The 24,409-nt window shown below is 39.9% G+C and carries 25 protein-coding genes and 1 tRNA gene; 4 read left to right on the forward strand and 22 right to left on the reverse strand.

Going from position 1 to position 24,409, the window contains the following annotated elements:
• On the forward strand, positions 1–186 hold a 186-nt coding region (locus EFT72_RS19500), incomplete at its 5' end, for a hypothetical protein (protein WP_206426663.1).
• A gap of 317 nt (positions 187–503) precedes the next feature.
• Here the strand turns inward: EFT72_RS19500 and EFT72_RS15235 are convergent.
• The 7 genes from EFT72_RS15235 to EFT72_RS15265 form a co-directional block, all read right to left on the reverse strand.
• On the reverse strand, positions 504–1,433 hold the full coding sequence (locus EFT72_RS15235; RefSeq protein ID WP_124067784.1) for a magnesium transporter CorA family protein: 930 nt from the start codon (positions 1,431–1,433) through the stop codon (positions 504–506).
• A gap of 201 nt (positions 1,434–1,634) precedes the next feature.
• A complete protein-coding gene (locus tag EFT72_RS15240) occupies positions 1,635–3,005 on the reverse strand; it encodes an MATE family efflux transporter (protein WP_124067785.1) in 1,371 nt (456 codons plus the stop codon).
• Positions 3,006–3,118: 113 nt separating this feature from the next.
• On the reverse strand, positions 3,119–3,751 hold the full coding sequence (locus EFT72_RS15245) for a MarR family transcriptional regulator (protein ID WP_124067786.1): 633 nt from the start codon (positions 3,749–3,751) through the stop codon (positions 3,119–3,121).
• A gap of 401 nt (positions 3,752–4,152) precedes the next feature.
• Entirely contained in the window at positions 4,153–5,904 is a 1,752-nt protein-coding gene (gene rlmD / locus EFT72_RS15250; protein WP_243110033.1) for a 23S rRNA (uracil(1939)-C(5))-methyltransferase RlmD, read from the reverse strand.
• Between the two features lie 271 nt (positions 5,905–6,175).
• Entirely contained in the window at positions 6,176–7,963 is a 1,788-nt protein-coding gene (locus EFT72_RS15255) for an aminopeptidase P family protein (RefSeq protein ID WP_124067787.1), read from the reverse strand.
• Complete coding sequence (gene lpdA / locus EFT72_RS15260) at positions 7,960–9,390, reverse strand: dihydrolipoyl dehydrogenase (protein ID WP_124067788.1); 1,431 nt, start codon at positions 9,388–9,390, stop codon at positions 7,960–7,962. The genes EFT72_RS15255 and lpdA overlap by 4 nt, the downstream gene beginning before the upstream one ends.
• Positions 9,390–10,184, reverse strand: a complete 795-nt coding sequence (locus EFT72_RS15265) for a Cof-type HAD-IIB family hydrolase (protein ID WP_206426664.1) — start codon at positions 10,182–10,184, stop codon at positions 9,390–9,392. The genes lpdA and EFT72_RS15265 overlap by 1 nt, the downstream gene beginning before the upstream one ends.
• 127 nt (positions 10,185–10,311) lie before the next feature.
• Between EFT72_RS15265 and EFT72_RS15270 the strand changes: the two genes are divergently transcribed.
• Positions 10,312–10,385, forward strand: a tRNA-Pro gene (locus EFT72_RS15270).
• 348 nt (positions 10,386–10,733) lie between these two features.
• Here the strand turns inward: EFT72_RS15270 and EFT72_RS15275 are convergent.
• Both EFT72_RS15275 and EFT72_RS15280 read right to left on the reverse strand, forming a co-directional pair.
• Complete coding sequence (locus EFT72_RS15275) at positions 10,734–11,099, reverse strand: DUF4751 family protein (protein ID WP_124067789.1); 366 nt, start codon at positions 11,097–11,099, stop codon at positions 10,734–10,736.
• 229 nt (positions 11,100–11,328) lie between these two features.
• Positions 11,329–11,733, reverse strand: coding sequence for a hypothetical protein (locus EFT72_RS15280; protein WP_164473179.1), 405 nt, complete (start codon positions 11,731–11,733; stop codon positions 11,329–11,331).
• Between the two features lie 144 nt (positions 11,734–11,877).
• Between EFT72_RS15280 and EFT72_RS15285 the strand changes: the two genes are divergently transcribed.
• Positions 11,878–12,453, forward strand: a complete 576-nt coding sequence (locus EFT72_RS15285; protein ID WP_164473180.1) for a DUF4352 domain-containing protein — start codon at positions 11,878–11,880, stop codon at positions 12,451–12,453.
• A 327-nt stretch (positions 12,454–12,780) separates the two neighbouring features.
• Positions 12,781–12,924 carry a hypothetical protein gene (locus tag EFT72_RS19325; RefSeq protein ID WP_164473181.1) on the forward strand — a complete coding sequence of 48 codons (144 nt, stop codon included), beginning with the start codon at positions 12,781–12,783 and terminating at the stop codon, positions 12,922–12,924.
• Between the two features lie 66 nt (positions 12,925–12,990).
• Here the strand turns inward: EFT72_RS19325 and EFT72_RS19505 are convergent, their stop codons facing one another.
• The 13 genes from EFT72_RS19505 to EFT72_RS15350 form a co-directional block, all read right to left on the reverse strand.
• Positions 12,991–13,245, reverse strand: a complete 255-nt coding sequence (locus EFT72_RS19505; protein ID WP_206426665.1) for a hypothetical protein — start codon at positions 13,243–13,245, stop codon at positions 12,991–12,993.
• 99 nt (positions 13,246–13,344) lie between these two features.
• Positions 13,345–14,229: an ROK family protein gene (locus tag EFT72_RS15295; RefSeq protein ID WP_124067792.1), complete on the reverse strand. Its 885-nt coding sequence runs from the start codon at positions 14,227–14,229 to the stop codon at positions 13,345–13,347.
• Positions 14,230–14,239: 10 nt separating this feature from the next.
• Positions 14,240–15,172: a type I phosphomannose isomerase catalytic subunit gene (locus tag EFT72_RS15300; protein ID WP_124067793.1), complete on the reverse strand. Its 933-nt coding sequence runs from the start codon at positions 15,170–15,172 to the stop codon at positions 14,240–14,242.
• A 12-nt stretch (positions 15,173–15,184) separates the two neighbouring features.
• On the reverse strand, positions 15,185–15,874 hold the full coding sequence (locus tag EFT72_RS15305) for a GntR family transcriptional regulator (protein ID WP_124067794.1): 690 nt from the start codon (positions 15,872–15,874) through the stop codon (positions 15,185–15,187).
• A gap of 117 nt (positions 15,875–15,991) precedes the next feature.
• Positions 15,992–16,801, reverse strand: coding sequence for a gluconate 5-dehydrogenase (locus EFT72_RS15310; protein ID WP_124067795.1), 810 nt, complete (start codon positions 16,799–16,801; stop codon positions 15,992–15,994).
• Between the two features lie 250 nt (positions 16,802–17,051).
• Positions 17,052–17,825 (reverse strand): SDR family NAD(P)-dependent oxidoreductase, encoded by a 774-nt coding sequence (locus EFT72_RS15315; RefSeq protein WP_124067796.1) that lies wholly within the window; start codon positions 17,823–17,825, stop codon positions 17,052–17,054.
• 25 nt (positions 17,826–17,850) lie between these two features.
• Positions 17,851–18,891 (reverse strand): alcohol dehydrogenase catalytic domain-containing protein, encoded by a 1,041-nt coding sequence (locus EFT72_RS15320; RefSeq protein ID WP_124067797.1) that lies wholly within the window; start codon positions 18,889–18,891, stop codon positions 17,851–17,853.
• 32 nt (positions 18,892–18,923) lie between these two features.
• Entirely contained in the window at positions 18,924–20,207 is a 1,284-nt protein-coding gene (locus EFT72_RS15325) for a TRAP transporter large permease (RefSeq protein WP_124067798.1), read from the reverse strand.
• Positions 20,204–20,701: a TRAP transporter small permease subunit gene (locus EFT72_RS15330; protein WP_124067799.1), complete on the reverse strand. Its 498-nt coding sequence runs from the start codon at positions 20,699–20,701 to the stop codon at positions 20,204–20,206. Before EFT72_RS15330 ends, EFT72_RS15325 begins: the two co-directional genes overlap by 4 nt.
• A 3-nt stretch (positions 20,702–20,704) precedes the next feature.
• Entirely contained in the window at positions 20,705–21,721 is a 1,017-nt protein-coding gene (locus EFT72_RS15335; protein WP_124067800.1) for a TRAP transporter substrate-binding protein, read from the reverse strand.
• A gap of 20 nt (positions 21,722–21,741) precedes the next feature.
• The gene (locus EFT72_RS15340; protein WP_124067801.1) at positions 21,742–22,989 is read right to left on the reverse strand and encodes an enolase C-terminal domain-like protein; all 1,248 of its coding nucleotides are present in this window, start codon (positions 22,987–22,989) and stop codon (positions 21,742–21,744) included.
• A 219-nt stretch (positions 22,990–23,208) separates the two neighbouring features.
• Positions 23,209–23,877 carry a FadR/GntR family transcriptional regulator gene (locus tag EFT72_RS15345; RefSeq protein ID WP_124067802.1) on the reverse strand — a complete coding sequence of 223 codons (669 nt, stop codon included), beginning with the start codon at positions 23,875–23,877 and terminating at the stop codon, positions 23,209–23,211.
• A 174-nt stretch (positions 23,878–24,051) separates the two neighbouring features.
• Positions 24,052–24,315 (reverse strand): hypothetical protein, encoded by a 264-nt coding sequence (locus EFT72_RS15350; protein WP_124067803.1) that lies wholly within the window; start codon positions 24,313–24,315, stop codon positions 24,052–24,054.
• Positions 24,316–24,409: the final 94 nt, after the last annotated feature.

Here is a 24,409-nt window from a genome sequence, read left to right on the forward strand (position 1 = left end):
GTTGTTGAGTTCATAGACAGTCCTCCTATAGATGTCAAAAAAGTTGAGGTTAACTTTTTTGATTTAATGAGCCTATTATCTCAGATACATAGAAAGAAATCTACGCATTCACTATGGAGCGTTTACTGTTGTCCTGACAGAATTGTTACTATTGCTAGGCTGGTGTGGAATTTATATTTTGAATAAAAAGTTTTTCCTAAGAAATGAAGTATTCCCAACAAATTAAATAAATATTTCAATAAGTAAGCAGTTAGGGCTTGCTGCCTGAGTAGAATATGTGCTGTGTGTTAAGCCCTTAGCCACTTTCTAAGATTAATCGGATAGGCGGTTACCCATTAATTGAGTAGCCGACCTTTCATACCACCATACGTACCGCTAGGTATACGACAATACCATAGTTTACGTAGTAACCTGCCGTATCTATGTAGAAAAGTTTATTACAGTAGGAAAGACCGGATCATCTATCCATGGTATACTAGAATAAACTCTCCTTCAGTGGTATGCTAGAATAATTGTTTCTTGTATAAAATAAACCCTACAATGCTACTAATTATTACAGAGAAACCAACTATAATCCAAAACGAACATTGTAATGTTAATGGTAAGACGACATTCATACCAAAGAAGCTCGATATCATAGTAGGTATTGCCATTACTATTGTTATAGATGTTAATACCTTCATAACGATATTCAAATTATTCGAAATTAATGAAGCGACGGTACCCATTGTCCCGGAAAGTACACTGCTATAAATATATGCCATCTCAATCGCCTGCTTGTTTTCGATAATCACATCTTCCAGAAGCTCTTCATCTTCAGGATAATTCTTCAAATATTCATATTTCATAAGCTTTTCCAATACGATTTGATTCGATTTTAATGATGTAGAGAAATAAACCAAACTTTTTTCTAATTGAAGCATTTTAATTAGCTCATTGTTTTTCATTGAACGATACAAATGTTGTTCCAATTCGCTACTTGTTTTGTCGATGTTACGCAAATAATGCAAATAACCATTTGCATTTTTAAGTAGGATTTGCAAGACAAATCTTGTCTTAAATTGCGTGAAAAATGTTTTGATCCTGTTATTTTTAAAGTCATTAATTAGAATGTTGTCTTTTAAGCATACCGTAATAATTAAATGTTCCAATAAAATGATTGCAAGGGGAATGGTAATATATAATTCTGTTCCTGTAGCAATTTCAACAATAGGTATATCTACAATAATCAATGTTTGAGCATTCATATTTTCGATTCTTGATCTTTCTTCTTCATCTAATGCCGCTTTTAAAAATTCCATTTCAACGTTTAAGCTGCTACTTACTCTATCAAGTTCCAGACCATTGGGATTCACCAGATTTACCCACGAACCTTCCTCAAATTCATCTGTACGTAGTATTCTATTGTCTACAGTTTTATATATTTCAAGCATTGATTACACCTCCATAATTACTTTTTTGAAGGAATCCCTTCTCATACAATCTTAAAATAAAATAGAATGGAAAGTGCCTTCAACTATGTTATACACATTTTCATTACTACTATCCGCTTCACTTTCCAATTCACTCACCTCCATTTAATACGTATCATAGGATTTAACTCAATCTTATACCAATGGCACATCCCATAGGCATTATTCATGCTCCTGAATAACCAACACATGATTCCGTATCTTCTCTCTAATTCCAATCCAAAGAACGATTCCTACCAAAGCTGTTATTCCTTCTGAGATGGTCATCGCCCAAATAACGCCATCTAAAACAAATAGCATATTGCCAATAATAAGAATTGGTATGAAAATAAGTCCACGAAGTACTGACATTACTGTTGATTGAACTGCCGTTCCAAATGCCTGAAATATTCCAGTAAAAACACCTGATAAAGCTGCAAAGGTAGTAGAGCAAAGCTGTGCAAACAGTATTCGTTGCCCTATTTCAATTACTTTTGGATCAATGCTAAAGATTCCTATAACCTGTGATTTCAAAGCGAACAGAATTACTGACATTGTTAATATAATACCAAGCATGTATACTATAGTTTTCTTAACAATCTCCATTAATCGCTTGTCGTTTTGTGCAGAATATGCATATGCAATTAACGGAACAGATCCCATGGCAAAGCCCATACTAATAAAATCAATAATCTGAATGATTCTCTGAGAGATTCCAAATCCAGCCACAACACTATCCCCATAAATCATCGAGTAATTGTTATATAACAGACTGGTAATTACCATAAACCCATCTAGCAAAAATGCGGAAACACCAACTTTGAGAATATTCGCATAAATCTCCCTACTAGGCTTAAAATCTTTAATTGATATACTCTGAACACTACTTATTTTCTGAAGGTAATACATGTACCATACTACTGATGTCACATTACCGAGTACTGTAGCTAATGCAGCTCCCGCCACTCCCCAATGAAATAAAAAAATAAACAAAGGATCCAATACGATATTAACAACAACTCCTGTAATCATACCAATCATTGATGCCGTAGATGCTCCCTCTGCCCTAACTGCTTCTTCTAAAGATATACTGGCAATGACAAAAGGTGAACCAAGGACGAACATTAAGAGATAGTTCTTTGTGTGTACAAATGTCTCTCCATCAGCTCCTAACATTCCTAAAATGGATGATAAAAACGGTAGACAAATCGCCATAAAAACAACACCAGTAATCAATGATGACCAAAAATTAATGGAACTGACTTGTTTCGCTCGATAAATGTTCTTTTCACCTAAAAGTCTTGAAATGAATGTACCTGAACCTGCACCAAACAGATGTCCAAATGCCATCAGAACACACGAAAACGGTAGTGCCAAAGTCACCGAAGCCATCATTGCCGTATTATTCATCTTTCCAATGAAATATGCATCTGTAATATTATAAATAATTGTAGCAATGAAGCTTAACATCATCGGAATTACCATATGCATAATAGCTTTTGAAACTGGTGCCTTCTCTAAATAATAAATTGATTTTTGATCCATATCTTCCATAATAAAAACTCCTTTCTAATCATTTTGCGCGAAAATTGGCGCAAAAAAATAAAGGCACTGACATTATAGGTCAATTGCGCAGCGCCTTCATACATTATGCTGCTAAAAGCTGATTACTCGTGATCTGATCCACTTTGTTGTCTGTCAGGATTACCTCTGCGAGGTTCTCGTGTACCATTCATATTTGCTTGATCTCCAAATCGCTCATCATAAAGATTCCTCCCACCAAATTGAGGATTACCATTCCCATGATACGGATTTCCGCCTTTCATGCGTGGGTCGAAGTCGAGTTCTGGCTGTTCATCATTAACCTGTGACTCTAACGTCCTAATAATACGATCTAAATAACTGCTCAAGTTTTGTTGTTCCTCATCATTCAGACATTCAAATACCTTGTCAAAGCTAAATTCCGAATCCGTTGATTCTGCTGTTGCTTCTTCTCCTTCTTTTGTCAGCTTGATATTTAAAACTCTACGGTCTATTTTTGAAGGTGTCCGGCTTATATATCCCTTTTTTTCAAGTTTTGTGAGAAGTTCACCCATCGATTGTGGTCTCATTTCAAGCAAATATGATAACTCCTTTTGGGTGATTTCTGGTTTCATTTTAAGAATGCTTAAAATTCTTCCCTGTCCCTTACGAGTATCTCCCATCGGTCCAAAATTCATATGGTTTTGTTGGTGATACTTGTGGAGCAACCACTCAACACGTGTCAATTGCATAATTAAGTCAAATTTTTTTTCTTCCATATACATTCCTCCCAGTATGCACTAGTTTTGAAAGGTACCTTACATTTTTAATTATACAGGTACCTTATTTATTTGTCAATAGTTTTTTTAAGGTACCTTTTTAATTTTTTTTACTCCTTCCAATAGCATTAATTTTCAACACCACATATGGGTGCTATTTCTGAATATGCGGAATTGAAATTATTATTATTTATCTCTTGTTCCAGTTCTTTTAAAGCAACTTCTATGGCTTCAATTTGTTAATATTAATTCATAATTTTCCTGAAACCAACTTATGAATAGGTAACCCCCCTATGTCTTCCGTGGAATTGGCAAAAAAAGAGGGCTAAAAATCGCAATTTTTAGCCCTCTTTTTCTCTCATTTTCTACCCAAAGCCACTACATCTTGTGGTCAAAACCTTCTATTTCTTATCTTTACCACAATACGTCATCATTATCACCGCTTCAACATGTTTTGTCATAGGAAACATATCCACTCCCCACGCCTTCTTCGCTTCATACCCCTTCTTTTTAAAATATTCCAAGTCTCTCGCTAACGTTTCCGGTCCACAAGACACATATATCACCTTCTTCGGCTGTAATTTGGCAACTGAATCCATAAACTCTTCCGTACTTCCACTTCTGGGCGGATCCATAAATACCACGTCAACACGCTCACCAGATTCTGCCATATGAACCATAAATTTTCCTGCATCATTGCAATAACATTTCACATTTTTCACTTCGTTTAGTTTGGCATTTCCTATGGCATCCCGTACCGCATCCCGATTCAGTTCCACACCAATCACTTCTTTTGCATGTTTACTGGCAACAATTCCGATTGTGCCGACTCCACAGTAAGCATCAATCACCCGTTCCTTTCCGGTAAGTCCTGCTGCTTCTATTGCCTTTTTATAAAGAATCTCAGTTTGCTCCGGGTTCACTTGATAAAATGATTTGGAAGAAATCCGAAACTTGAGTCCACAAAGAACATCTTCAATATAGCCTTTTCCAAACAGTACATGTTCCTTGTATCCCAACACCATACTGGTCCCTCTACCATTCACATTCTGAATAATAGTTGTAATTTCTGGATGCTTTTCCCTTAATGCCTTAACAAAATTATTTTTGGATGGAAAGACTGGAGATGCTGTCACTAATACCACCATGATCTCCCCAGTACTTCTCCCTTTTCGAATCAGTACATGACGAAGCAATCCATAACCCGTATCTTCATCATACGTACGGATTTTGAATGATTTTAACATACCACGAATCGTACCAATAATCTCATCGGCTTTCTCATCTTCAATCAAACATTTTTCAACTGGAACCACCTGATGTGAATTTGCTTCATATACACCAGAAATTGGATTTCCTTTTTCGTGATCAAAGACTGCATGAACCTTGTTGCGATAATGATATGGCTCTTCCATGCCGATCATAGCTTCCAAACTACAAAATGGTTCTAGCAACATCTCTAGTTGTACCTTTTTCTGTTCTAGCTGTTTCTTGTATGGCATATCTAACAACTGACACCCCCCACATTGGTAAAACACCGGACATTTAGAGGTGACTACTTTTTTACGAATATCAGATCCTCGCCCGTCTCCCTGCTTCCGGTTATCTCCATCCGTTCGGTGATCTCTCTGACCGCGGCTGTCTCCATACTTTCGACCATCTCCCGGCTTCTGGTTATCTCCATCTCTTCGGCGATCTCCCTGACTGCGGCTGTCTCCATATTTCCGTCCATCTCCCGGCTTCTGGTTATCTCCATCCCTTCGGCGATCTCCCTGACTGCGGCTGTCTCCATACTTTCGACCATCTCCCGGCTTCCGGTTTTCTCCATCCCTTCGGCGATCTCCTTGACTGCGGCTGTCTCCATACTTTCGACCGTCTCCCGGCTTCTGGTTATCTCCATCTCTTCGGCGATCTCCTTGACTGCGGCTGTCTCCATACTTTCGTCCATCTCCCGGCTTCCGGTTGTCTCCATCCCTTCGGCGATCTCCTTGATTGCGGCTGTCCCCTTGGTCAGAACCGCTTTTCTTGCCATATTTCTTTTCTCCCTGAAATTCCTTTTTTTCACCTTTCCAATTACTTTTGTTGCTTTCCATACGTTTCTTTCCCGTTTTTTCGGATCGATTCGTTTCCTTTTTGACTTTATGATCTATCATTATCAAACCACCTTTTCCACGCTTATGCGATACATAATAAAACCCCGGCATACAGTAACACCTGGATAGCGTACTTAGTCTGCCGGGTTTTTTCACTTTTAATTTCAAAAATCATTATAATACATTCTTCTCAGTAAGACTACCATTATTCAGAAAATATAATAAAAACATTTTATTCCTTGACCTAGAAAAAGAGTAACGAAATCAAACACCAGATGGTATTTGCCAGCAAAGCAGGCAGAACCGTTACATTCGATTCTGCCTGTAATTTCTAAATCGCTCTTGTATTTTCTTTCAACCAAGCATTCTCTTCTTCCGTCAGGTACGAAGATACGGCTTTGTATACCGCCTGGTGATAATCATTTAACAGTTTAAGATCACGCTCTGTCATCAGGGATTTGTCAAGTGCCTCTAAATCAATGGGAGCCATAGTCAAAAATTCAAATTCCATAAATTGACCAAACTCATTTTTTTCTGCTTTCTTGCAGACAATCAGATTTTCCGTCCTTACTCCATGACTTCCCTCAATATAAACACCTGGTTCATCTGAAGTGATCATTCCCTCTTCCAATTCACAATTATCCTGCCGTTCCGGTACCATACGCCAACGGATGCCATTGGGGCGTTCGTGAACATTCAATAGATAACCGACCCCATGACCAGTTCCATGATCATAGTTGATTCCCCTGCTCCAGAATGGTTCCCTTGCTACATAGTCCAAAGATAACCCCCTGCATCCATGGAGAAACTTTACCGCACCAAGACGGAGCATACTGATAACAGTTAACGTAAAATGCTCCCGTTCTTTCTCCGTTAGTGGGCCAACCGCTATGGTTCTGGTTACATCCGTTGTTCCCTCATAATACTGACCGCCGGAATCCACCAGATACAGCCCCTTTGGTTCCACCTTCGTATCATTTAAAGCAGTTGCTTTGTAATGACACATAGCAGCGTTGGCACCATAAGCTGAAATCGTATCAAAACTAATTCCAAGGTTTCCTTCCTGCTCTGAGCGGAGGTGATCCAGATATTCTTGTGCACTCACTTCCGTAATTGTTCCCTTTGAAACATTCTGCTTCATCCAATAGATGAATTTCACCAAAGCTGCCCCATCTTTTCTATGGGCTTCTTTCATATTTTCCACTTCGGTTTGGTTTTTGATTGCCTTTGCAAGAACCGTTGGATTCATTTTATCAATTAGTCGGTTGGATTCGTTGATGTTCTCCACAATTGCATAATTGGTTTTTGATGCTTCCAATAAAACACTCTGGTCTCTTAACTGAGAAACAGAAGAATAAACCTGTTCGTAAGGCCGTGTGGTGATAGATAGCCCTTTCAAATAGGCCGTTACCTCATCATTCAATACCGTTTCATTGATGTAAAGATAGAAACGATCCAATGTGATCATTGCATAAGACAGTACCACTGGATTACACTCCACATCATTGCCCCTGATATTTAACAGCCATGCAATATCGTCCAATGTAGTAAGCACATGCACGGTTGCTCTTTCTTTTCTCATCTCATTTCTCAGATCTTCGATCTTTTCTTTTGCAGATTTCCCAGCAAATTTTTCATCCAAGATCCAAACAGGCTCTGCGGACAATGCAGGACGGTCTTTCCAGATTTTATCCGTAAGATCTTCCTGATATTTGAATGTGACGTGCTTGTCTTCCAGAGATTTTTTTAAATCCTGTCCCATCTGGCAGTTCACTGCCCGTCCATCAAAGCCAAGACACGCGTTATCCGAAAGTTCTTGATGTAAATAATCAGAAATAGAGGGAACCCCAGGTTGTCCCATCTTCATTAATGTAATCCCTGTATCTTTTAATTGCTTTCCTGCCTGAACAAAATACCTCCCATCTGTCCAGAGTCCTGCTTCATTCATCGTAATCACTACAGTACCTGCGGAACCACTAAATCCAGTTATGAATTCCCTGCTTTTAAAATAATCTCCAACATATTCCGATTCATGGAAATCGGAAGTAGGAATTAAATACGCATCCATTTGTCTCTCTTGCATTAAGCTTCGTAATTCTTTGAGTCTGTCTTTTATCATTGATTTTTTACTCCTTTATTTTCAAAATAATTTTCTATGGCTGAAGTAATCCCCTCACTATAAGTCGGATGTGCACGCATGGCAAATAAAAGTTGATTCACTGTCAATCCATTGGCGATTGCTGTTGTCAGTTCACTGATCATGTCAGTTGCCCGTTTGCAGACAATCTGAGCCCCTACGAGGGTTTCTGAATATTCCTCAAATACCAGATGAATAAATCCATTTTCTTCTCTCGTAATAATTGATTTCCCATTCCCACTCATGGAACATCGTCCACAGCGAACTTTCATATTAGAAGCAATTGCCGCCTCTCTGGTAATTCCAACAGAAGCAATCTCCGGTTCCGTATAAATACAGCTTGGGACAACAGGCAACTCTACAAACATACCGTTTGGCACTACACTAAGCCGTATGGTATGATTCACTCCTGCTATTTCTTCTACCACATAGGTGCCTTGTGCTGCCGCTACGTGAGCCAGTCTGATATCTGCTGCCACATCACCGATGGCATAGATCCCTGAAACACTGGTATGGAATTTGGAATCCACTTTCAAACATCCACTTTTCATTTCTATCCCCACATCTTCTCCCAGCAATCCATCCAGATAGGGTTTTCTTCCCGCAGCAATTAATACATGGCCTGATCGAATAATCTGTTTTGAACCGTTTTTTTCAAACTCGCAAATAAGTCCCTGCGGATCTTCTCTAATCTCTTTTATTTTTGCCTGACAATGTACCGTAATTCCCTTTTTTATAAGATCAGCCTCCAAAGCGCTGGAAACTTCTTGGTCCATTGGCCCTAATAGAGAGTTTTCCCGTTCTAATATCGTTACCTGTGAACAAAGCGCTCGAAATATGGTTGCAAATTCCACACCAATCACGCCTCCCCCTACGATAATCAACCGGTCATAATTCCATACATCAGAAGCCAGCAATCGGTCACTGGTTAACACTCCTGGCAGATCATTTCCTGGTATTTCAGGAATTACAGATTCTGCCCCCGTTGCAATTATAATGTGATCTGCCTCATAATAATCTTTGCCAGCTGGACCATTGACTTCTACGGTATGCCCCCTGCGAATGGTTGCTTTCCCATAAAGAGTCGTAACACCTGCCTGTTCTAATTGTTCTTCAATTTCTTTCCGGTAAGATTTTACAGACCTCTTTTTATACTGCTGCATCTTTTGAAAGTCAAAGGCTATAAAATCACTGGACACACCAAACTGATCGCTGTTTTTTAAGGTTTCAAAAATACTGGAAGCATAAAGCAGTGATTTCGTTGGAATGCAGCCTTTATTCACACAGGTACCACCAATTTTTTCTTTTTCCACAATCGCCGTATTCATTCCCAGTGTAGCTGCTTTTAAAGCCGCCGTATATCCCCCTGGGCCTCCTCCAATAATCAAAAGATCAAAATGGACTGCCATCAATTCCCTCCCTGACGGATTAACTTAAAATGAAGACAGGCGTTTTTAATTCCATCCTGATCAATGGGATCTGTTACATAGTCGGCTGCCTGTTTCAGTTCTTCCATAGCATTTCCCATGGCAATTCCGATTCCAGCCGCTTTAACTATATCAAAATCATTCATACTATCTCCAAATGCCACTGTCTTAGACAGAGGCAGACCATAATAATCACAGAGCCGTTTCAAACCGACTGCCTTGGATGCTTTTTTCTCTACCACATCTGCCCCATTCTTATCTGCAAACATATGTACATGAATGTCTGGAAACATTTCTACTATGCGTTTTGCCCCTGTTTCATTCCCTATATAAGCCATGGTTCTTACATCTTGATTCAAAAGCCCCTTCGCATCTTCAAATTTCCGGCCACATTCCCCCCATAGATTTTTATCATGTTCCATCACCACTTCGGGGTGTACGTAGTAATCAAAGCCTTCCACAGTTGTACCCACACTATAAGGGGTGGTTTCAACATAGTCAAGTATTTGCTTTAATAGCTGCTTATCAAATGTGTGCTCATAAATCACCTGGTCCCCTACGGTAACCTTGGTTCCATTTAGATGAATAATGGCATCTGGTTTGATCTGATCACGAACCTCTGTACTAAATATAGAATCCATATCTCTTCCGGTTGCCAACACAATGGTGTGATTTTCTCGCAGTCTCTCTATGGTTTCGAGTGCACTTTTTGGAATGGTCCAGTCCTTATGGTCAAGCAATGTCATATCTACATCAAAACTCACAATTGGTTTCATCTATTATCACCTATTTTTCTTCTAAATTTGCCTTGTCTTACTCATCATATATTAAATTAGAAAATTTTTCAAGAAATATACTTTACCAATCCAAAACTTTCTGCTATAATGTCATAGTGTTGAAGAACGGAGTATGGCGTAGTTTGGTAGCGCGCTCGGCTGGGGGCCGAGAGGTCGCAGGTTCAAATCCTGTTACTCCGATTATTATATTAGAAAAAGCTAGATTTTACAAAGCTTTTGTCTGCGTTTCCTAATTCTTTCAATCCTCAAGCAATTTCAGCTTGCGCATTAAAGCATTCTCCTTTTCGTTATTAAACATAGTTCCCCATGTAAACCAAGCATAGAAATCATGCTGGTTTTATTTTATTAAGTTAACTGGAATTGCACAATGTCTATTTCCTCCCGGCGGCAGTTTCATTTTTTTGATCTTGAGATAAGTCACATTTTCTGCATGGCTGTTATTGCCAACAGCCTCACCACCTCACTTTAGTTTGTTTAGGGGAATAAAAAAGAGACACCTTGGCGCCTCTTTTCTAATATTATTGATTATTACTCATCATACCATTCTGCAAAACTTCCTTCATAAGCAGCATTATCACCACTAATGTATGTAATTATAGTATCCGAATGGCCTCGTGAAGTATCCCCTTTGGGAGAATGGAAAAACACATAATCTTTAATGGTTGCCTGCCATGGTTTACCGTCTGCAGAGATATAATTAATAATAGTATCTTTATGCCCTTCTTCTTTCTTTCCCTGATGCCAGTGAAAAAAGGCATTACCATCATCTACTACCTCTGCAAACCACAAACTAGAATCATTCCAAGTTTTGTACGCAATAAATTTACTTACAGTTTTTACTGAATGATTTGACATAAGTTGGTTCACAAAAACTGGTCTTTGGTACTTACTCATGCTATTTCCTCCTTCGTTATTTTGTTTCGCGTGGTTATAACTTGAAAACAAATACCGTAAATAAAATATCTATATATTTAATTATACGCTTATTTAAATCTAAATCAAACTCCTAACATATCGCAATAATCGACAATTAAATTCTAAATACTACAATCATAAGAAGTGGTCCAACGGTTCCAGCAAAATTTATTGTAACCGGACCGTCAGAAGCATTAATGAATGCAATTTAATCACCAGCGGTGGCTGCATAAACAGTGCTACTACCTGTTATGGCTGGATTTGTCGCCGTAACACCCATTCCCGCTATAAATATGCTACCAGGTATTAACACCATATTAACTTGTGTAGTTAGCGTTGCAGGAGTCGCAGCAATTGCCATCTTCCAATCAAAAACATAAGTGCCAGTTGTGTTGATTGTAAATATCCCCGTTGTTGAATTATAACTAAAATCGCTTCCAACGATAATTACGTTTTCATAAGCAATAATAGTATTTATAGGAATATTCAACTTATTAACGGTGATTTTTCCGTTTAGATAAGAATTAAAACCTGGACCTATCGCTCCAGTCGGTCCAATCGGTCCAGTTGATCCAGTCGCTCCGGTGGCTCCAGTCGCTCCAGTCGCTTTCAAATCAATGAGAAGCGAGAACGTAAGTTCTTACAGCCTTGTTATTTCCATGAAAATATGATACTATATATTTGGTAATTTTTTCTATTTTCAATGGGATTAAATTACCTATATTTTTTATCATATACAAAGGAAAAGAGGAAACGTATGAAAAAGTTATTATTGGTATCTCTATTATGTGTCGCAACAATCACAGCTACTGCATGTGGAAGCAAGGCAACCGCCGAAAAGGGGGAAAACACGAGCAAAGCAGAAGTAACCACTTCCGAAGAAACCACGGAAGCAGAAACAGAAGCTGTTTCAGAGACGATTCCATTGGGTGAATCGGCAAAAATCGGTGAATGGACTGTGACCGTTAACAATATGCAGATATTAGATACGGTACCTGACACATACGGTCAGTTTAACCCAGATGAAGGGAATAAATATTTATTAATCACACTGACTGCTTCCAATGAAGGAAAAAAAGCGGATACCTTCCTCTCCACATTCCCCATGGAAGATGATATTTCAGCAAAAGTTCTATTCGGGGATGGCTACGAATTTAGCCAGACTAACTTACTGGGGTATACAAAATCCATCGTTAGCTCCAGCGTTAATCCATTATCATCAAAAGAGGGAAACATAGCATTTAAGATTCCAGATAGCGTGGGTTCTTCCGAAGATCCACTCACTCTTGTATTCACTTGTGGCAATGAGACGTTAAATTTCTCAATCCGCTAACCATCAGCTTGTTCACAGATGATGGAAACATGCATATAATACAGTACAGAACAAGGATAGGAAAGCAAACAGGTAGAACTGGCAACAAAAACCGCCATAAAACCGCCTTACCAACGAGAAACAACTCATTGACCCTTGTTGCCATGAATCCCTTTTGGCTTACCTTGTTTTGTAAAACTGCCCGATCATAAGTATTAGACCTCATCAGGGCGAAAATCAGAATTCTGGTTTTCGTCCTTTTTATGAATCTTGATTTTTTTTATTCGTAATAAAAAATTACGTATAAGTCAAAGTTAAGGTGCACATGATAGCAATGAGGTGATAACCATGTCATATATAGCTCCTGCCGTCCAGGCGAAATTTGAAACCCTGTCCACTGACTTAAAAAATGAGATTTTGGAGCGGAACGTTCAAATTAACACCATCCATGACTTAATTCATGTGCTAGAAGAGATCACAGACGGCAAATAAGTAATTCAAAAACAGCCCCGGAACCGTATGTTCTGTGGCTGTTTTTCAAACAGTTTATAATTTACACTATCTCCAACTTCTGAAATAAGAATTGGATCCATAGCAGGAAGAACTATTTCTTCCAGACGTATAGCAATTTCTGCTGTTTCTGTTGCTGCATCCGTACTGGCTTAAATTGAAATTTCCAAACTGCCCATAACAATTAGAAGAGAAACAGTTAGAATAGGAATTCGAACAACTTGCTGCTTGTGCTGTCATTGGTACACCTGCAATGGAAAGAACGGTAGCTGCTGCTAAAATAAATACTGGTAATTTTCTCATGGAAATATCCTCCTTATATGTTACACATTTATTACATTTCTGTTACATTTTGTATATTAACATACAGGAAATGGAATTTCATTAGGAGAAAAATGGCAATTATCCTTTCATTAACATCTGATGCTCATCCCATGCCAATTTTAATGCTCCCATAATCCCCTGGTTGTCATTAAGGCTAGGTAATACAAGATAATGTTCCAGATCAGAAAGTTCTTTTGTCTTAATATAGCCACCCAACTGACGGCTTACTTCCTCTCGTATCATTGGCATCAAATGTTCCTGGTGCATCACACCTCCGCCAAGTATTATTCTCTGGGGAGAAAGGACCATAATATAGTCTACAATGGCTTGAGCAATATAATATGCTTCTAATTCCCACACCTCTGGCTGATTTACCAGTTCAGCCCCTCCTTTTCCCCATCTGGCTTCAATGGCAGGTCCTGCTGCTAGTCCCTCCAAACAAGTCTTGTGGTAGGGGCAGGTTCCTTCAAACGAATCCTTTGGGTGTTTTGATAACAGAAGATGACCACCTTCTGGGTGAAGCATTCCGTGAAGAAGCTTGCCATTGGTTATAACACCTGCTCCCACCCCAGTACCAATGGTGATATACATACTGCTATTCAACCCCTTTGTGATTCCCCAGGTTGCCTCTCCAAGGGCTGAACCATTCACATCCGTATCAAATCCCACTGGAACGTTTAAAGCCTCCTGAAAGGCTCCTACTATATTGTAATTTACCCAGGCAAGTTTGGGAGTTGTTGTAATATACCCATAAGTCTCGGAATCTCGATTTAAATCGATTGGACCAAAACAACCGATTCCAAGCGCCTCGATGTCTTTGTCTTTAAAATATCGGATCAGTTCTTTCATGGTTTTTTCCGGAGTTTCTGTTTTAACGGAGATCCGTTCAAAAATCTCACCTTTTTCATTTCCAATGGCACAAACCATCTTAGTACCGCCTGCTTCTAATGCACCTAGTCTCATAATGTTCTCCTTATTCTGGATTGGAACAGATGACTGTCATTGTTCCTTCAAATCTCAATTCTCCACTTTTTGCGGGTATGATAAAATGCTGACCAGCTTCGAGTGGAATTCCATTCACGGAACCAGCTCCACTGATTACACTTACATTGGTAAAATACGGTTTAAACTCTTTTGTGAAGATACCATCAATCTCGTATTTATCTACAGAAAAATATTTACAAGTCACGAGATGGGTATGAATGGCACCTGAAAGATTTTCTACCACTGGGTTAATTTCAAAATCCTTAAATGGCGCCCGGATGGTTGCAATACTCTGCTCCACATGAAGCTGTCTTGGTTTTCCATCTGAGAGACGATCATAATCGTACACCCGATAGGTTATATCACTGCTCTGCTGAGTTTCAAGAATCATAGTTCCGCCCTTAATGGCATGAACGCAACCTGGATTAATCTGAAAAAAGTCTCCTTTTTTCACTGGAATCCTGCGGATAAATTCATCCCATTGATGATTCTGGATCATAGCCTCCATCTCTTCTTGGTTCTTTGCGTGATGCCCAATGACAATCTCCGTATCCGGTTCACAGTCTAGAATATACCAGCATTCCGTCTTCCCAAGAGATCCCTTTTCATGAATTTTTGCATAATTATTATCTGGATGAACCTGAATACTTAAATCCTTCTTTGCATCTATAATTTTAACCAGAAGAGGAAACTCGTCTCCCTTATAATGTCCAAATAAATCAGGGTTCTCTTTCCATAGACTGCTTAAAGATCTACCATCATAAATACCGCCCGCGATCCGGCACTCGCCGTTCTTATGAGCGCTAATTGCCCAGCATTCTCCCGTGCTATTACTTGGCAATTCATAGCCAAATACTTCTCTAAGTCTTTCTCCGCCCCAAATAGCTTCCTTAAATACTGGTTCCAGAAACAATAATTCCATCTGTCTTCCTCCTTATGCGTCAACAAAAAAGTCTTTGTATTCCACTTCAATCTGAACCTTCATACGTTTCATACTATAATAAAGATGTTCCCGGAGGGATCGTTCCAGGCCTTCAATATCTTTTTTCTCCAATAATTCAAATAACTCCGTATGCTCTCTGATAATTCTGGTAAAATCTGTTTCTGTCACAAAATCAAGCATACGAAATCTTGTATAATGAAGTTGTTGTGCCTGTATCATATCCCAGAGTTTCTGTTTGCCAGTTGCGTGAAACCATATGGCATGCATCTGTGCATCAATCCGGTAAAACTGCTCTGGTTCAAACTCTTTCTCCATAATGAGCGCCTGTTGTTTGCGGATCATATAACGCACTTCTTCCATCCAAAGAGGAGTCGCCATATCCATAAAATCCCGCATAACCATGGTTTCCACTGCAACTCGCATATAGATCATTTGTTTGATATTATCCAGATCAAGAAGCGTTACCTGAGTCCCCGAATAAGGGACTGAGAGAACAAATCCCTGTTCCTGTAGTCTTCTGACCGCTTCTCTGACTGGAGTCCGAGATACGGCAAACCGCTCACAAATCTCATTTTCACTTATCATCTGTCCTGGCTTTAATTCCAAATCCAGAATTTCCTGTTTTAATGTTTCAAATACCAGTTCGCCGCGGTTTTTATAGGTCTTGGTCTTTTCTTCCATAGATCCCTCTCCGTTTTCTTTACTCAATGCCACACAAAAGCTGCCATGACATTTGCCAAAATGGCAGACATCATGGCAGCTTTTATCTGGCGGGATATCCCCGCTCTGGCTCCCTCATTACTGAGGCTGTTTGCCAATGTATGCTAAAATACCACCGTCAACATACAGAATATGTCCATTCACAAAGTCAGAAGCATCCGAAGATAAAAATACTGCAGGACCTGCAAGATCTTCCGCTTCTCCCCAACGCCCAGCTGGAGTTTTGGAAATGATAAACTGATCAAATGGATGTCTGGAACCATCTGCCTGAGTCTCGCGCAGAGGTGCAGTCTGAGGAGTCGCAATGTATCCAGGCCCGATCCCATTACACTGAATATTAAATTCACCGTATTCGGATGCAATGTTCTTAGTTAACATCTTAAGTCCGCCTTTTGCTGCTGCATATGCGGATACGGTCTCCCTGCCAAGTTCTGACATCATCGAACAGATATTAATAATTTTTCCATGGCCTTTTTTAATCATAGAAGGAATCACAGCTTTTGCTACGATAAATGGAGCGTTTAGATCCACATCAATCACCTGTCTAAACTGTTCCGCCGTCATGTCGCACATTGGTACTCGTTTGATGATTCCTGCATTATTCACCAGAATATCAACCACACCTACCTCTGTCTCAATCTGTGCGACCAGCTTGTTTACCGCTTCTTCATCGGTTACATCACACACATAACCGTGTGCCTTTATGCCCTCTTCCTGATAGGAAGCAATTCCTTTATCCACCAATTCCTGTTTGATATCATTAAAAACAATCGTAGCACCTGCTGCCGCAAGACTTTTTGCGATCGCAAATCCGATGCCATATGAGGCACCTGTAACGAATGCCACTTTCCCCTCAAGAGAAAAGGTCTTTGCTAAATAATCATTCATATTGCGTATTCTCCTTTGCTTTATAATCTGGTCAGTGATTCTACAAAGCGTTGTATTTGTATCCAAACATTACAATTTGTATACAAACTATCAACTGATTCTATGCTACCACAAGGTATGTTGTTTTTCAATGTACAGAATATACAAACACAAGAGAGATTATTTAGTCATAATTTTACAATTATTGACTGTTTTTTATTCAATTAAAAACAGATGACTGGATATAACGTCATCCAATCACCTGTTTTGCTTATTTTACAAGATAACCACCGTCAATGGGGATGGTCGCCCCATTTAAGTAATCGGATGCCGGTGATGATAAAAACAGCACTGGCCCCTTCAAGTCATCCGGTGTTCCCCAACGTCCTGCAGGAATTCTCACCGTACATTCATCTTTTCTAGCCTGGGTCATATTCGCACACATTTCGGTATCCATATAACCTGGACAGATACAATTAATATTGATGTTTCTTCCAGCACAGTCCACCGCTAAACTCTTTGTAAGCTGTGAAACAGCTCCCTTCGATGCCGTATAAGCTGGTACTGTAGTTCCACCAAACCAAGTCACCATAGATCCTATGGTTATAATCTTTCCTCCGTTTGGCTGTTTTAACATAACTTTTAACGCTTTCTGAATCATGAAAAATACGGCATTTAAGTTAACATTTAATACCAATTCCCAATCCTGGGCAGGAAATTCTTCTGGAAGATGTCTTCTTTGTACTCCAGCAGCAGGAATTAAGATATCCAGCTTTCCGTCTAGCACTTCCATGGCTTCCTGAAAGATCCGATCCAGATCCTCGCGGTCTGCAAGATTCCCACATACACCATACGCCTCATAGCCCAGATTCCGATATTCATCACAAACCGTTTGTAGTTTATCCTTTTGAACATCCACCAGAACCACCTTGCAGCCGTTTTCTAACAGACCCTCTGCCATTCCCTTAGAAAGCCCTTGCGCTCCTCCTGTAACAATGGCGTGTTTACCAGTCACATCAAACATTTTCTTATAATCGTAAGCCATTTTATCTCTCCTTTGTTATACCCTTTTAGTCAAATAAAATTACCATTTTTTTTGATTCCCCACTGGGATGATCCATGGCATCAAACACTTTTTCAATTTCACTGAATTTTACAAACATAGTTGCAATCCCTTTTGTATTAAATTCCCCCTTTTCCATCCGTTCAATGGTAGGCTCAAACTGATAACAGGACATGCGGGAACCGATAATATCCAATTCTCTCTGGTTAATCATTGCCTGTGTAATTCCTTCTTCTGCTGTTGAAAATCCAAGAGGCACCATACGTCCTGCATTACACAGAATTCCTAGCTGCAGACAAGCCGTTAAGGAACCAGGGAAACAGGCTGCATCAAAGGCAACCGTCACCCCGTGATAATCCGTGATTTCCGAAACCCGCTTTGCCACATCCTCTTTTTTGGAATTGATCACGTAATCAGCGCCATAGAGGGTAGCTCTTTCTAAAGACTGGTCATCAATGTCACAGCAGATAACCATTTTACAGCCTTTCGCTTTACAGGTTTGTAAAATAATAGATCCTATGGTTCCTGCTCCCATGATAAATACCACATCGTCGGATTGAATTCGTGCCCGGTTGGTACAATGCGCGCCAATGGCATATGGTTCCACCAAGGCCGCATCTTTAAAATCTACGCTGTCATTAATCTTATATACTTCCGATGCAGGAGCCGTGAAGTATTCCCGAAATCCCCCATCTGCACCTGACCCTCTTACCTTTACCTGTTCGCAGACATTCTTTCTGCCAATTCTACACTGATAACAGGTTCCACATGTATGGATCAAATCCACGATTACATGATCTCCCACTTTTACATTGGTAACATTAGAACCTATTTTAGCCACCACACCCGCATTTTCATGACCTGGGATTCTTGGATAAGTAGAGCAGGGATTCAATCCATGATAGATGTGATGATCACTTCCACATACCCCTGCTGATTTCATTTGAATCAGGACCTCATTCTCATCTGCCAGCTGTGGTACTGGCACTTCTCTCACCTCATACTTTTGAGGTTGTGTAATTACTACTTCTTTCATTGTCTCTTTCATAATTGCCTCCTTATGTTTTATTAAAAAGAAATCTACGAGATTAAATTAGGTAAAAAAGTGGTGAGAGCCGGTATGAAAGCAAACAGAATCCCACAACCGACCTCCACTAGTACGAAGGGCAAAATTTGTTTTGCCACGCCTCCAACCGATCGTTTGCTGATGCCGCAAGCGACAAACATACAGGTTCCAAACGGTGGGGTTGCCTGTCCCATTGCAAGGAGAAATACAAAAGTAAGGCCAAAATGAATGGGGTCAATACCAAACGCCGCTGCAATCGGGGCAAGGATTGGTGCAAGGATTAGGTTGGTTGCTCCAACTTCTAGGAACATACCGCAAACACAAAGTAATAAGATAATAATCCCCCAAAACATGTACTTTCCAGAAACGTATGATAACATAAAATCCGTAACATACTGAGGAATCTGATAATAGGATATCAGCCAGCCAAACATCTGAGCGGTAACCACCAGAACCATCAAATTGGCAGTACCAACTGCAGTATCATTTACGATGTTCCAAATACTTTTTAACGTAACCTCCTTATAAATAAACAGGCAGACGATTATCCCATAAACAACTGCAACCACCGCTGATTCTGTTGGAGTGAAAACACCTGCATAAATGCCTCCTAAAATAATGATTGGCATCACAAGTGCCCAAATTGCATCCTTAAAAGAAAAAAGAAACCGTTTAAAAGAGAAACCATCTGCTTTCGGAAAGTTATACTTTTTCGCTTTTAAAAACGCGTAGACACACAGAAACAAACAGCAGATAAATCCTGGGATCACACCGGCCATTAATAGATCTCCAACCGAAGTTCCCGTGATATTTCCATAGATTACCAGTACGATACTGGGCGGAATCACGATACCTAAGGTTCCTCCAATTGCCTGTATGGCTGCTGAATAGTCCTCCGGATACCCTCTTTTCACCATCTCCGGATACATCAGTCCCCCAATCGCAGCTGTCGTTGCCACAGAGGAACCAGATATAGCAGCAAAAAAGGTACAGGCTACAATGGATACCAAGGAAATCCCTCCGGATACCCAGCCCACCAAAGAATCCGCAAACGCAACCAGACGTTTGGATAAACCACCTTTTGACATAATATCCCCCGCTAATATAAAAGCTGGAATCGCAAGCATAGAAAAGCTGTTGGAATTGGCAAAAATCCTCTGAGACACCACAACAAACGATAGTTTCGGATCCAATAACACGGCTGTAATACAGGCAAGCGCAAGGGACCAAGTAATTTCCAGCCCACATGCCATAGCCACCACCAATACAAGTATTAAAGCAATTGCAGCACCATTCATTCGTTTGCTTCCCCCTTTCTTTCTGTTCTTACATATGTTTCATAGAGATCTAACATACTAGCTAAGACATTGAATAAAAAACCGATGAAAATCAGTCCATATAAGAGACTCATAGGCACTCCCATGGCAGGACTCGTCTGAAATCTCCCAATGAGGATCAGCTTGTAACTACTGTAAACAAAAATGATATTTACAAATATCATAATAAATTTCCGTAACAGCTCCAGAGCAATTAAAGCCTTTCCCTTTAAATAGGTATCAATAATCTCAATTCTTACAAACAAATGATTGGTGATTGCTAAATTAACCCCTAGTACAATAACTGCCACAAAAAGATACCGGGACAATTCTTCAGACCAAGATAGGCTTCTAAATATAACAAATCTGCAAAATGTTTGTAAAAATACAACTAAAATCATGGATACCAAAGCCAGACTTACAAGTATGCGGTTAAACGCTTGGATCTTTATAAAGATCTCTTTTAATTTCTGCATCTTTTATTCCTCACTTTCTGTTTGGAAGGAACGGATCTTTGTAATGATATCCCCATACTGTTTTTCCCACTCTTTATAAAGAGGAGCCGCTGCTTTTATAAATTCCTGCTTGTCTGGATACGTGACTGTCATTCCCTGTTCTTTTAACTGATCAATGGACTCTGCATCCATCTTTCTGCTTAGATTTCTCTCTTCTAGACCACATTCCAATACAGTTTCCTTAAAAATCCGCTGGTTTTCCTCCCCCAAAGAGGCCCATGCGGTAGGGCTCATAATGAGAAATACCGTAGAGTACGCATGTTCCGTAACCGCTAGATTTTTGTTCACTTGTGCCACATTATTGGTTAAAATAACGGTACAGGGATTCTCTTGCCCATCCAATGCCCCCTGCTGCAAAGCCGTATAAGCCTCCCCCCATGCCATAGGAGTCGCATCCGCACCAAGTGCTTTCCAAAAGGAGATGTGGATCTGGTTTTCCATTGTCCTTATCTTTAATCCCTTGATATCAGACACCTGATTCACCTCTGTTTTACTATTGGTAAGATTACGAAAGCCTGACTCCCAAATTCCAAGCCCATACAATTCAACATCCGATAATTCTTCCAGAAAATGATTTCCAATCTCCCCTAAAAATACCTGATCCGCCTGCTTGGTTGAAGTAATTAAGTAGGGAATGTCAAGTGCGGGAAAATCAGATATAAAATTTCCAAGAGTAGACTGGTTGACCACCGCTAAATCTATGGTCCCCATCTGACACCCTTCTATGGTGTCAATTTCTGCCCCTAACTGCCCATTATGATAAATTTCCACTTGAATCTTTCCATTGGTCCGTTCATTGATTCGTTGTGCAAACTGGTTCATAGACTGACCAATGGCCCCTGATTCCGAAGAGGTTTGAGCCATGCGCAGGGTCATGATTCCATCTTTATTTGTGTTTGGTCTTGAATCGTGATAGATGCTGCCAAATCCTGTGATAAATGCTGCCGCAATAATCCCGGTGGCAAGAATGCTTTTTTTCATCGTTCCTTCCCCTTCCCCATTTATGGTGTCTGAAGTGCACCATCTTTCCTTCTGGTCTGTGTCCAGATTGTTACCGTGTTTTCGCATGGATACTTGGCTGCTTCCTTTTCATCGATATCCACCCCAAGCCCCGGTTTATCATTGGCATATACATATCCATTCCGGTATTCCGGCAATCCTGTAAATACTTCTAAAAGAGCGCCGTGAGGTCCTTTTAAATCCTGGATCACAAAATTCGGTGGTTCAATCCCTGACCACTCCTGAACCCCAAAGTTCTGAGCGGATAGATCAATATGGATATTCGCAGCGTGTGCAACCGGCGACATATCTCCAGGACCGTGCCAGGCTGTTTTTACCCCAAACTGCTCTGCAAATATCTGAAGCTTTCTTGCCGGTGTAATCCCCCCCGCCTGACTTAGATGAACCCGAATATAATCAATTAAGTGTTCTGTGATCAATGTCTTCCATTCGACTGGATTATTAAATAATTCCCCTTCTGCAATTGGAATGCTTGTCTGTTTCCTTAACTGTCTTAACCAATCTGTCTGTTCAATCGACACTGGGTCTTCTAAGAAAAACAGATCATAAGGCTCTAACTGTTTTGCCAGACGTATGGCTTCCATGGGAGTGATTCGTTCGTGGACATCATGAACCAAATTCATCTCATACCCAATCTTGTTGCGGATCCCCTCAAACAAATCAACGGTATTCCGAATATAGGACTTAGAATCCAAATAGATTCCTGGACCAGCCCCTTTGGGAGCTGTGTTTGGAATAGTTCCGTATGAATCTCCCCCATATCCCCCACACTGACATCGAATGGTAGAAATCCCCATCTCCTTATATTTTAAGATGTTGTTACAGATTTCCGAGACATCTTTCCCGTCGGCATGACGATACACTGGTATTCCTTCCCTGCATTTCCCTCCGAACAACTGATACACTGGCATTCCTGCCATCTTCCCTTTGATGTCCCACAGCGCCATATCCACACCGGAAATCGCATTGTTTTCTATTGGGCCATTGCGCCAATAGGCATTCTGATGCATTAACTGCCATATCTCCTCGATATCCTCTGCATTCCTCCCTTTTAGCAATGGATCCAAATATTCCTCCACCACTGTCTTCACAGCCAGATGGCGGTAAGCAAAAGTGGCGCAACCCAAACCGTAAAGCCCAGCCTGATTCGTTTCCACTTTGACAACAACCAGATTAATTCCCTCTGGGGCCGTACAGATAACTCGAACCTTATTAATTCTTACTGGCATATCTATTCTCCAATCTTGTTAGTCGTCTGACAAGTTAGTTCTGTTTTAAAGCGGTTATACAATAACCGCATCATTCATGTCTGACAAGTTGTAGGTTTATTATATCATCTTATAAAATTATGTCAATATTTCGCTAATATTTTTTATAGACAAATCGCATTTTTGTACAAATCGTACATTTTATATGCCTGTTTTTATTCACTTCAAACAAAGTTCGCATCAGATCAACTGATCCATTCCATTTTGTAAATGTTCATACATCAGTTTTCTCGCTTTCTTGGAATCCCCATCCTTTAAAGCACTTAGAATCAGTGTGTGATAATAGATTCCATCTTTAAATCCAAATATATCATGCATCTGACTGTGATTCTTTCTGGTTTCCTCAAATACTTTTACCATACTCTTTTCCAGAAGGGGGTTTTCAGAAGCGGCGCAGATTGCCTCGTGAAATTCAATATCAGCTGTCACAAATGCTTCCTTTTTTTCTTTATTTGCTGCCATCTCCTCTAAATATCCCTGCAGTGTTTGAATCAACTCAGGTGTCACATGTTCCGCTGCTAGAAAACATGCTTCACTTTCTACAATGCGGCGAAACTCCAAAACCTTTAAAATATCTTGACAGTCTTCTGATGTAATCTTATTCCCACTTCCTGTGATATCGTCTACCTGATCATCCAATAGGAACGTTCCTTTTCCATGCTTTGTCTCTAGTACACCAAGACCAACCAGCTGCTGAACTGCAGTCCGAACACTAGCACGGCTTACTCCAAGGATTTCCCTTAATTGATTTTCAGAAGGTATCTTTTCTCCCACTTTCCAGTTTCCTGAATTAATATTATCTTTAAAATACTGAACCAATTGATTTGTTACATTTGAGTGTAAAATCATACTACTTTTCCCCTTGTCTGACAACTTAATATTATTATATCATTTGTTTTAATTTTGTCAATTGCTCTTGGATATCCAAATTTTCATACAAAAAAATCCGGGGTAGATTCCCGGATTTTTTCATACGAATGCAATATCGTTCTATTCCTTGTTGGCTGAAAGATATGTTTTACTTTACTTACAGCCACAACCAGGATCGGTTGCTCCCATCACAGACCCGTAATTTTTTCCACATCCGTTTGCAGACCAGAACCCATCCCGAAAACCAGTTTCATATCCATCTTTAAAACCTGCCGCATATCCCTGGCGGTAGCATACATTCATATTCTGATTGCAATTGTTTTCGACTGCATCGCTGACTTCACTTTTGCATTCACATTTTTTATTGCTGCTGTAGCAGCCACAATTATTACGATTATTCCAATTATTACAACTCATTTTAATAGACTCCTCATATTCGTTTCGTAGTATATCTTATGCTGACGGACATGGAAGTGAGATAAAATCCTGTCTTAAATTGGAAAAATCCCAA

The organism is Clostridium sp. E02, assembly GCF_003833015.1.
In the GTDB taxonomy this organism is placed as follows: Bacteria; Bacillota; Clostridia; order Lachnospirales; family Lachnospiraceae; genus Lacrimispora.

What these genes read in the sequence shown, in the direction of transcription:
- EFT72_RS15265 (WP_206426664.1), bottom strand. Translation starts at nt 10,184, where the DNA reads ATGAAACCAATTGTGAGTTTTGATGTAGATATGACATTGCTTGACCAT.
- EFT72_RS15310 (WP_124067795.1), bottom strand. Translation starts at nt 16,801, where the DNA reads ATGAATGATTATTTAGCAAAGACCTTTTCTCTTGAGGGGAAAGTGGCA.
- EFT72_RS15305 (WP_124067794.1), bottom strand. Translation starts at nt 15,874, where the DNA reads ATGGAAGAAAAGACCAAGACCTATAAAAACCGCGGCGAACTGGTATTT.
- EFT72_RS15315 (WP_124067796.1), bottom strand. Translation starts at nt 17,825, where the DNA reads ATGGCTTACGATTATAAGAAAATGTTTGATGTGACTGGTAAACACGCC.
- EFT72_RS15235 (WP_124067784.1), bottom strand. Translation starts at nt 1,433, where the DNA reads ATGCTTGAAATATATAAAACTGTAGACAATAGAATACTACGTACAGAT.
- EFT72_RS15340 (WP_124067801.1), bottom strand. Translation starts at nt 22,989, where the DNA reads ATGCCAGTAAGAATTAATAAGGTTCGAGTTATCTGTACGGCCCCAGAG.
- EFT72_RS15330 (WP_124067799.1), bottom strand. Translation starts at nt 20,701, where the DNA reads ATGCAGAAATTAAAAGAGATCTTTATAAAGATCCAAGCGTTTAACCGC.
- EFT72_RS15335 (WP_124067800.1), bottom strand. Translation starts at nt 21,721, where the DNA reads ATGAAAAAAAGCATTCTTGCCACCGGGATTATTGCGGCAGCATTTATC.
- lpdA (WP_124067788.1), bottom strand. Translation starts at nt 9,390, where the DNA reads ATGGCAGTCCATTTTGATCTTTTGATTATTGGAGGAGGCCCAGGGGGA.
- EFT72_RS15350 (WP_124067803.1), bottom strand. Translation starts at nt 24,315, where the DNA reads ATGAGTTGTAATAATTGGAATAATCGTAATAATTGTGGCTGCTACAGC.
- EFT72_RS15285 (WP_164473180.1), top strand. Translation starts at nt 11,878, where the DNA reads ATGAAAAAGTTATTATTGGTATCTCTATTATGTGTCGCAACAATCACA.
- EFT72_RS15320 (WP_124067797.1), bottom strand. Translation starts at nt 18,891, where the DNA reads ATGAAAGAGACAATGAAAGAAGTAGTAATTACACAACCTCAAAAGTAT.
- EFT72_RS15240 (WP_124067785.1), bottom strand. Translation starts at nt 3,005, where the DNA reads ATGGAAGATATGGATCAAAAATCAATTTATTATTTAGAGAAGGCACCA.
- EFT72_RS15245 (WP_124067786.1), bottom strand. Translation starts at nt 3,751, where the DNA reads ATGGAAGAAAAAAAATTTGACTTAATTATGCAATTGACACGTGTTGAG.
- EFT72_RS15300 (WP_124067793.1), bottom strand. Translation starts at nt 15,172, where the DNA reads ATGGAATTATTGTTTCTGGAACCAGTATTTAAGGAAGCTATTTGGGGC.
- EFT72_RS15295 (WP_124067792.1), bottom strand. Translation starts at nt 14,229, where the DNA reads ATGAGACTAGGTGCATTAGAAGCAGGCGGTACTAAGATGGTTTGTGCC.
- EFT72_RS19325 (WP_164473181.1), top strand. Translation starts at nt 12,781, where the DNA reads ATGTCATATATAGCTCCTGCCGTCCAGGCGAAATTTGAAACCCTGTCC.
- rlmD (WP_243110033.1), bottom strand. Translation starts at nt 5,904, where the DNA reads ATGATAGATCATAAAGTCAAAAAGGAAACGAATCGATCCGAAAAAACG.
- EFT72_RS19505 (WP_206426665.1), bottom strand. Translation starts at nt 13,245, where the DNA reads ATGAGAAAATTACCAGTATTTATTTTAGCAGCAGCTACCGTTCTTTCC.
- EFT72_RS15255 (WP_124067787.1), bottom strand. Translation starts at nt 7,963, where the DNA reads ATGATAAAAGACAGACTCAAAGAATTACGAAGCTTAATGCAAGAGAGA.
- EFT72_RS15345 (WP_124067802.1), bottom strand. Translation starts at nt 23,877, where the DNA reads ATGATTTTACACTCAAATGTAACAAATCAATTGGTTCAGTATTTTAAA.
- EFT72_RS15275 (WP_124067789.1), bottom strand. Translation starts at nt 11,099, where the DNA reads ATGAGTAAGTACCAAAGACCAGTTTTTGTGAACCAACTTATGTCAAAT.
- EFT72_RS15325 (WP_124067798.1), bottom strand. Translation starts at nt 20,207, where the DNA reads ATGAATGGTGCTGCAATTGCTTTAATACTTGTATTGGTGGTGGCTATG.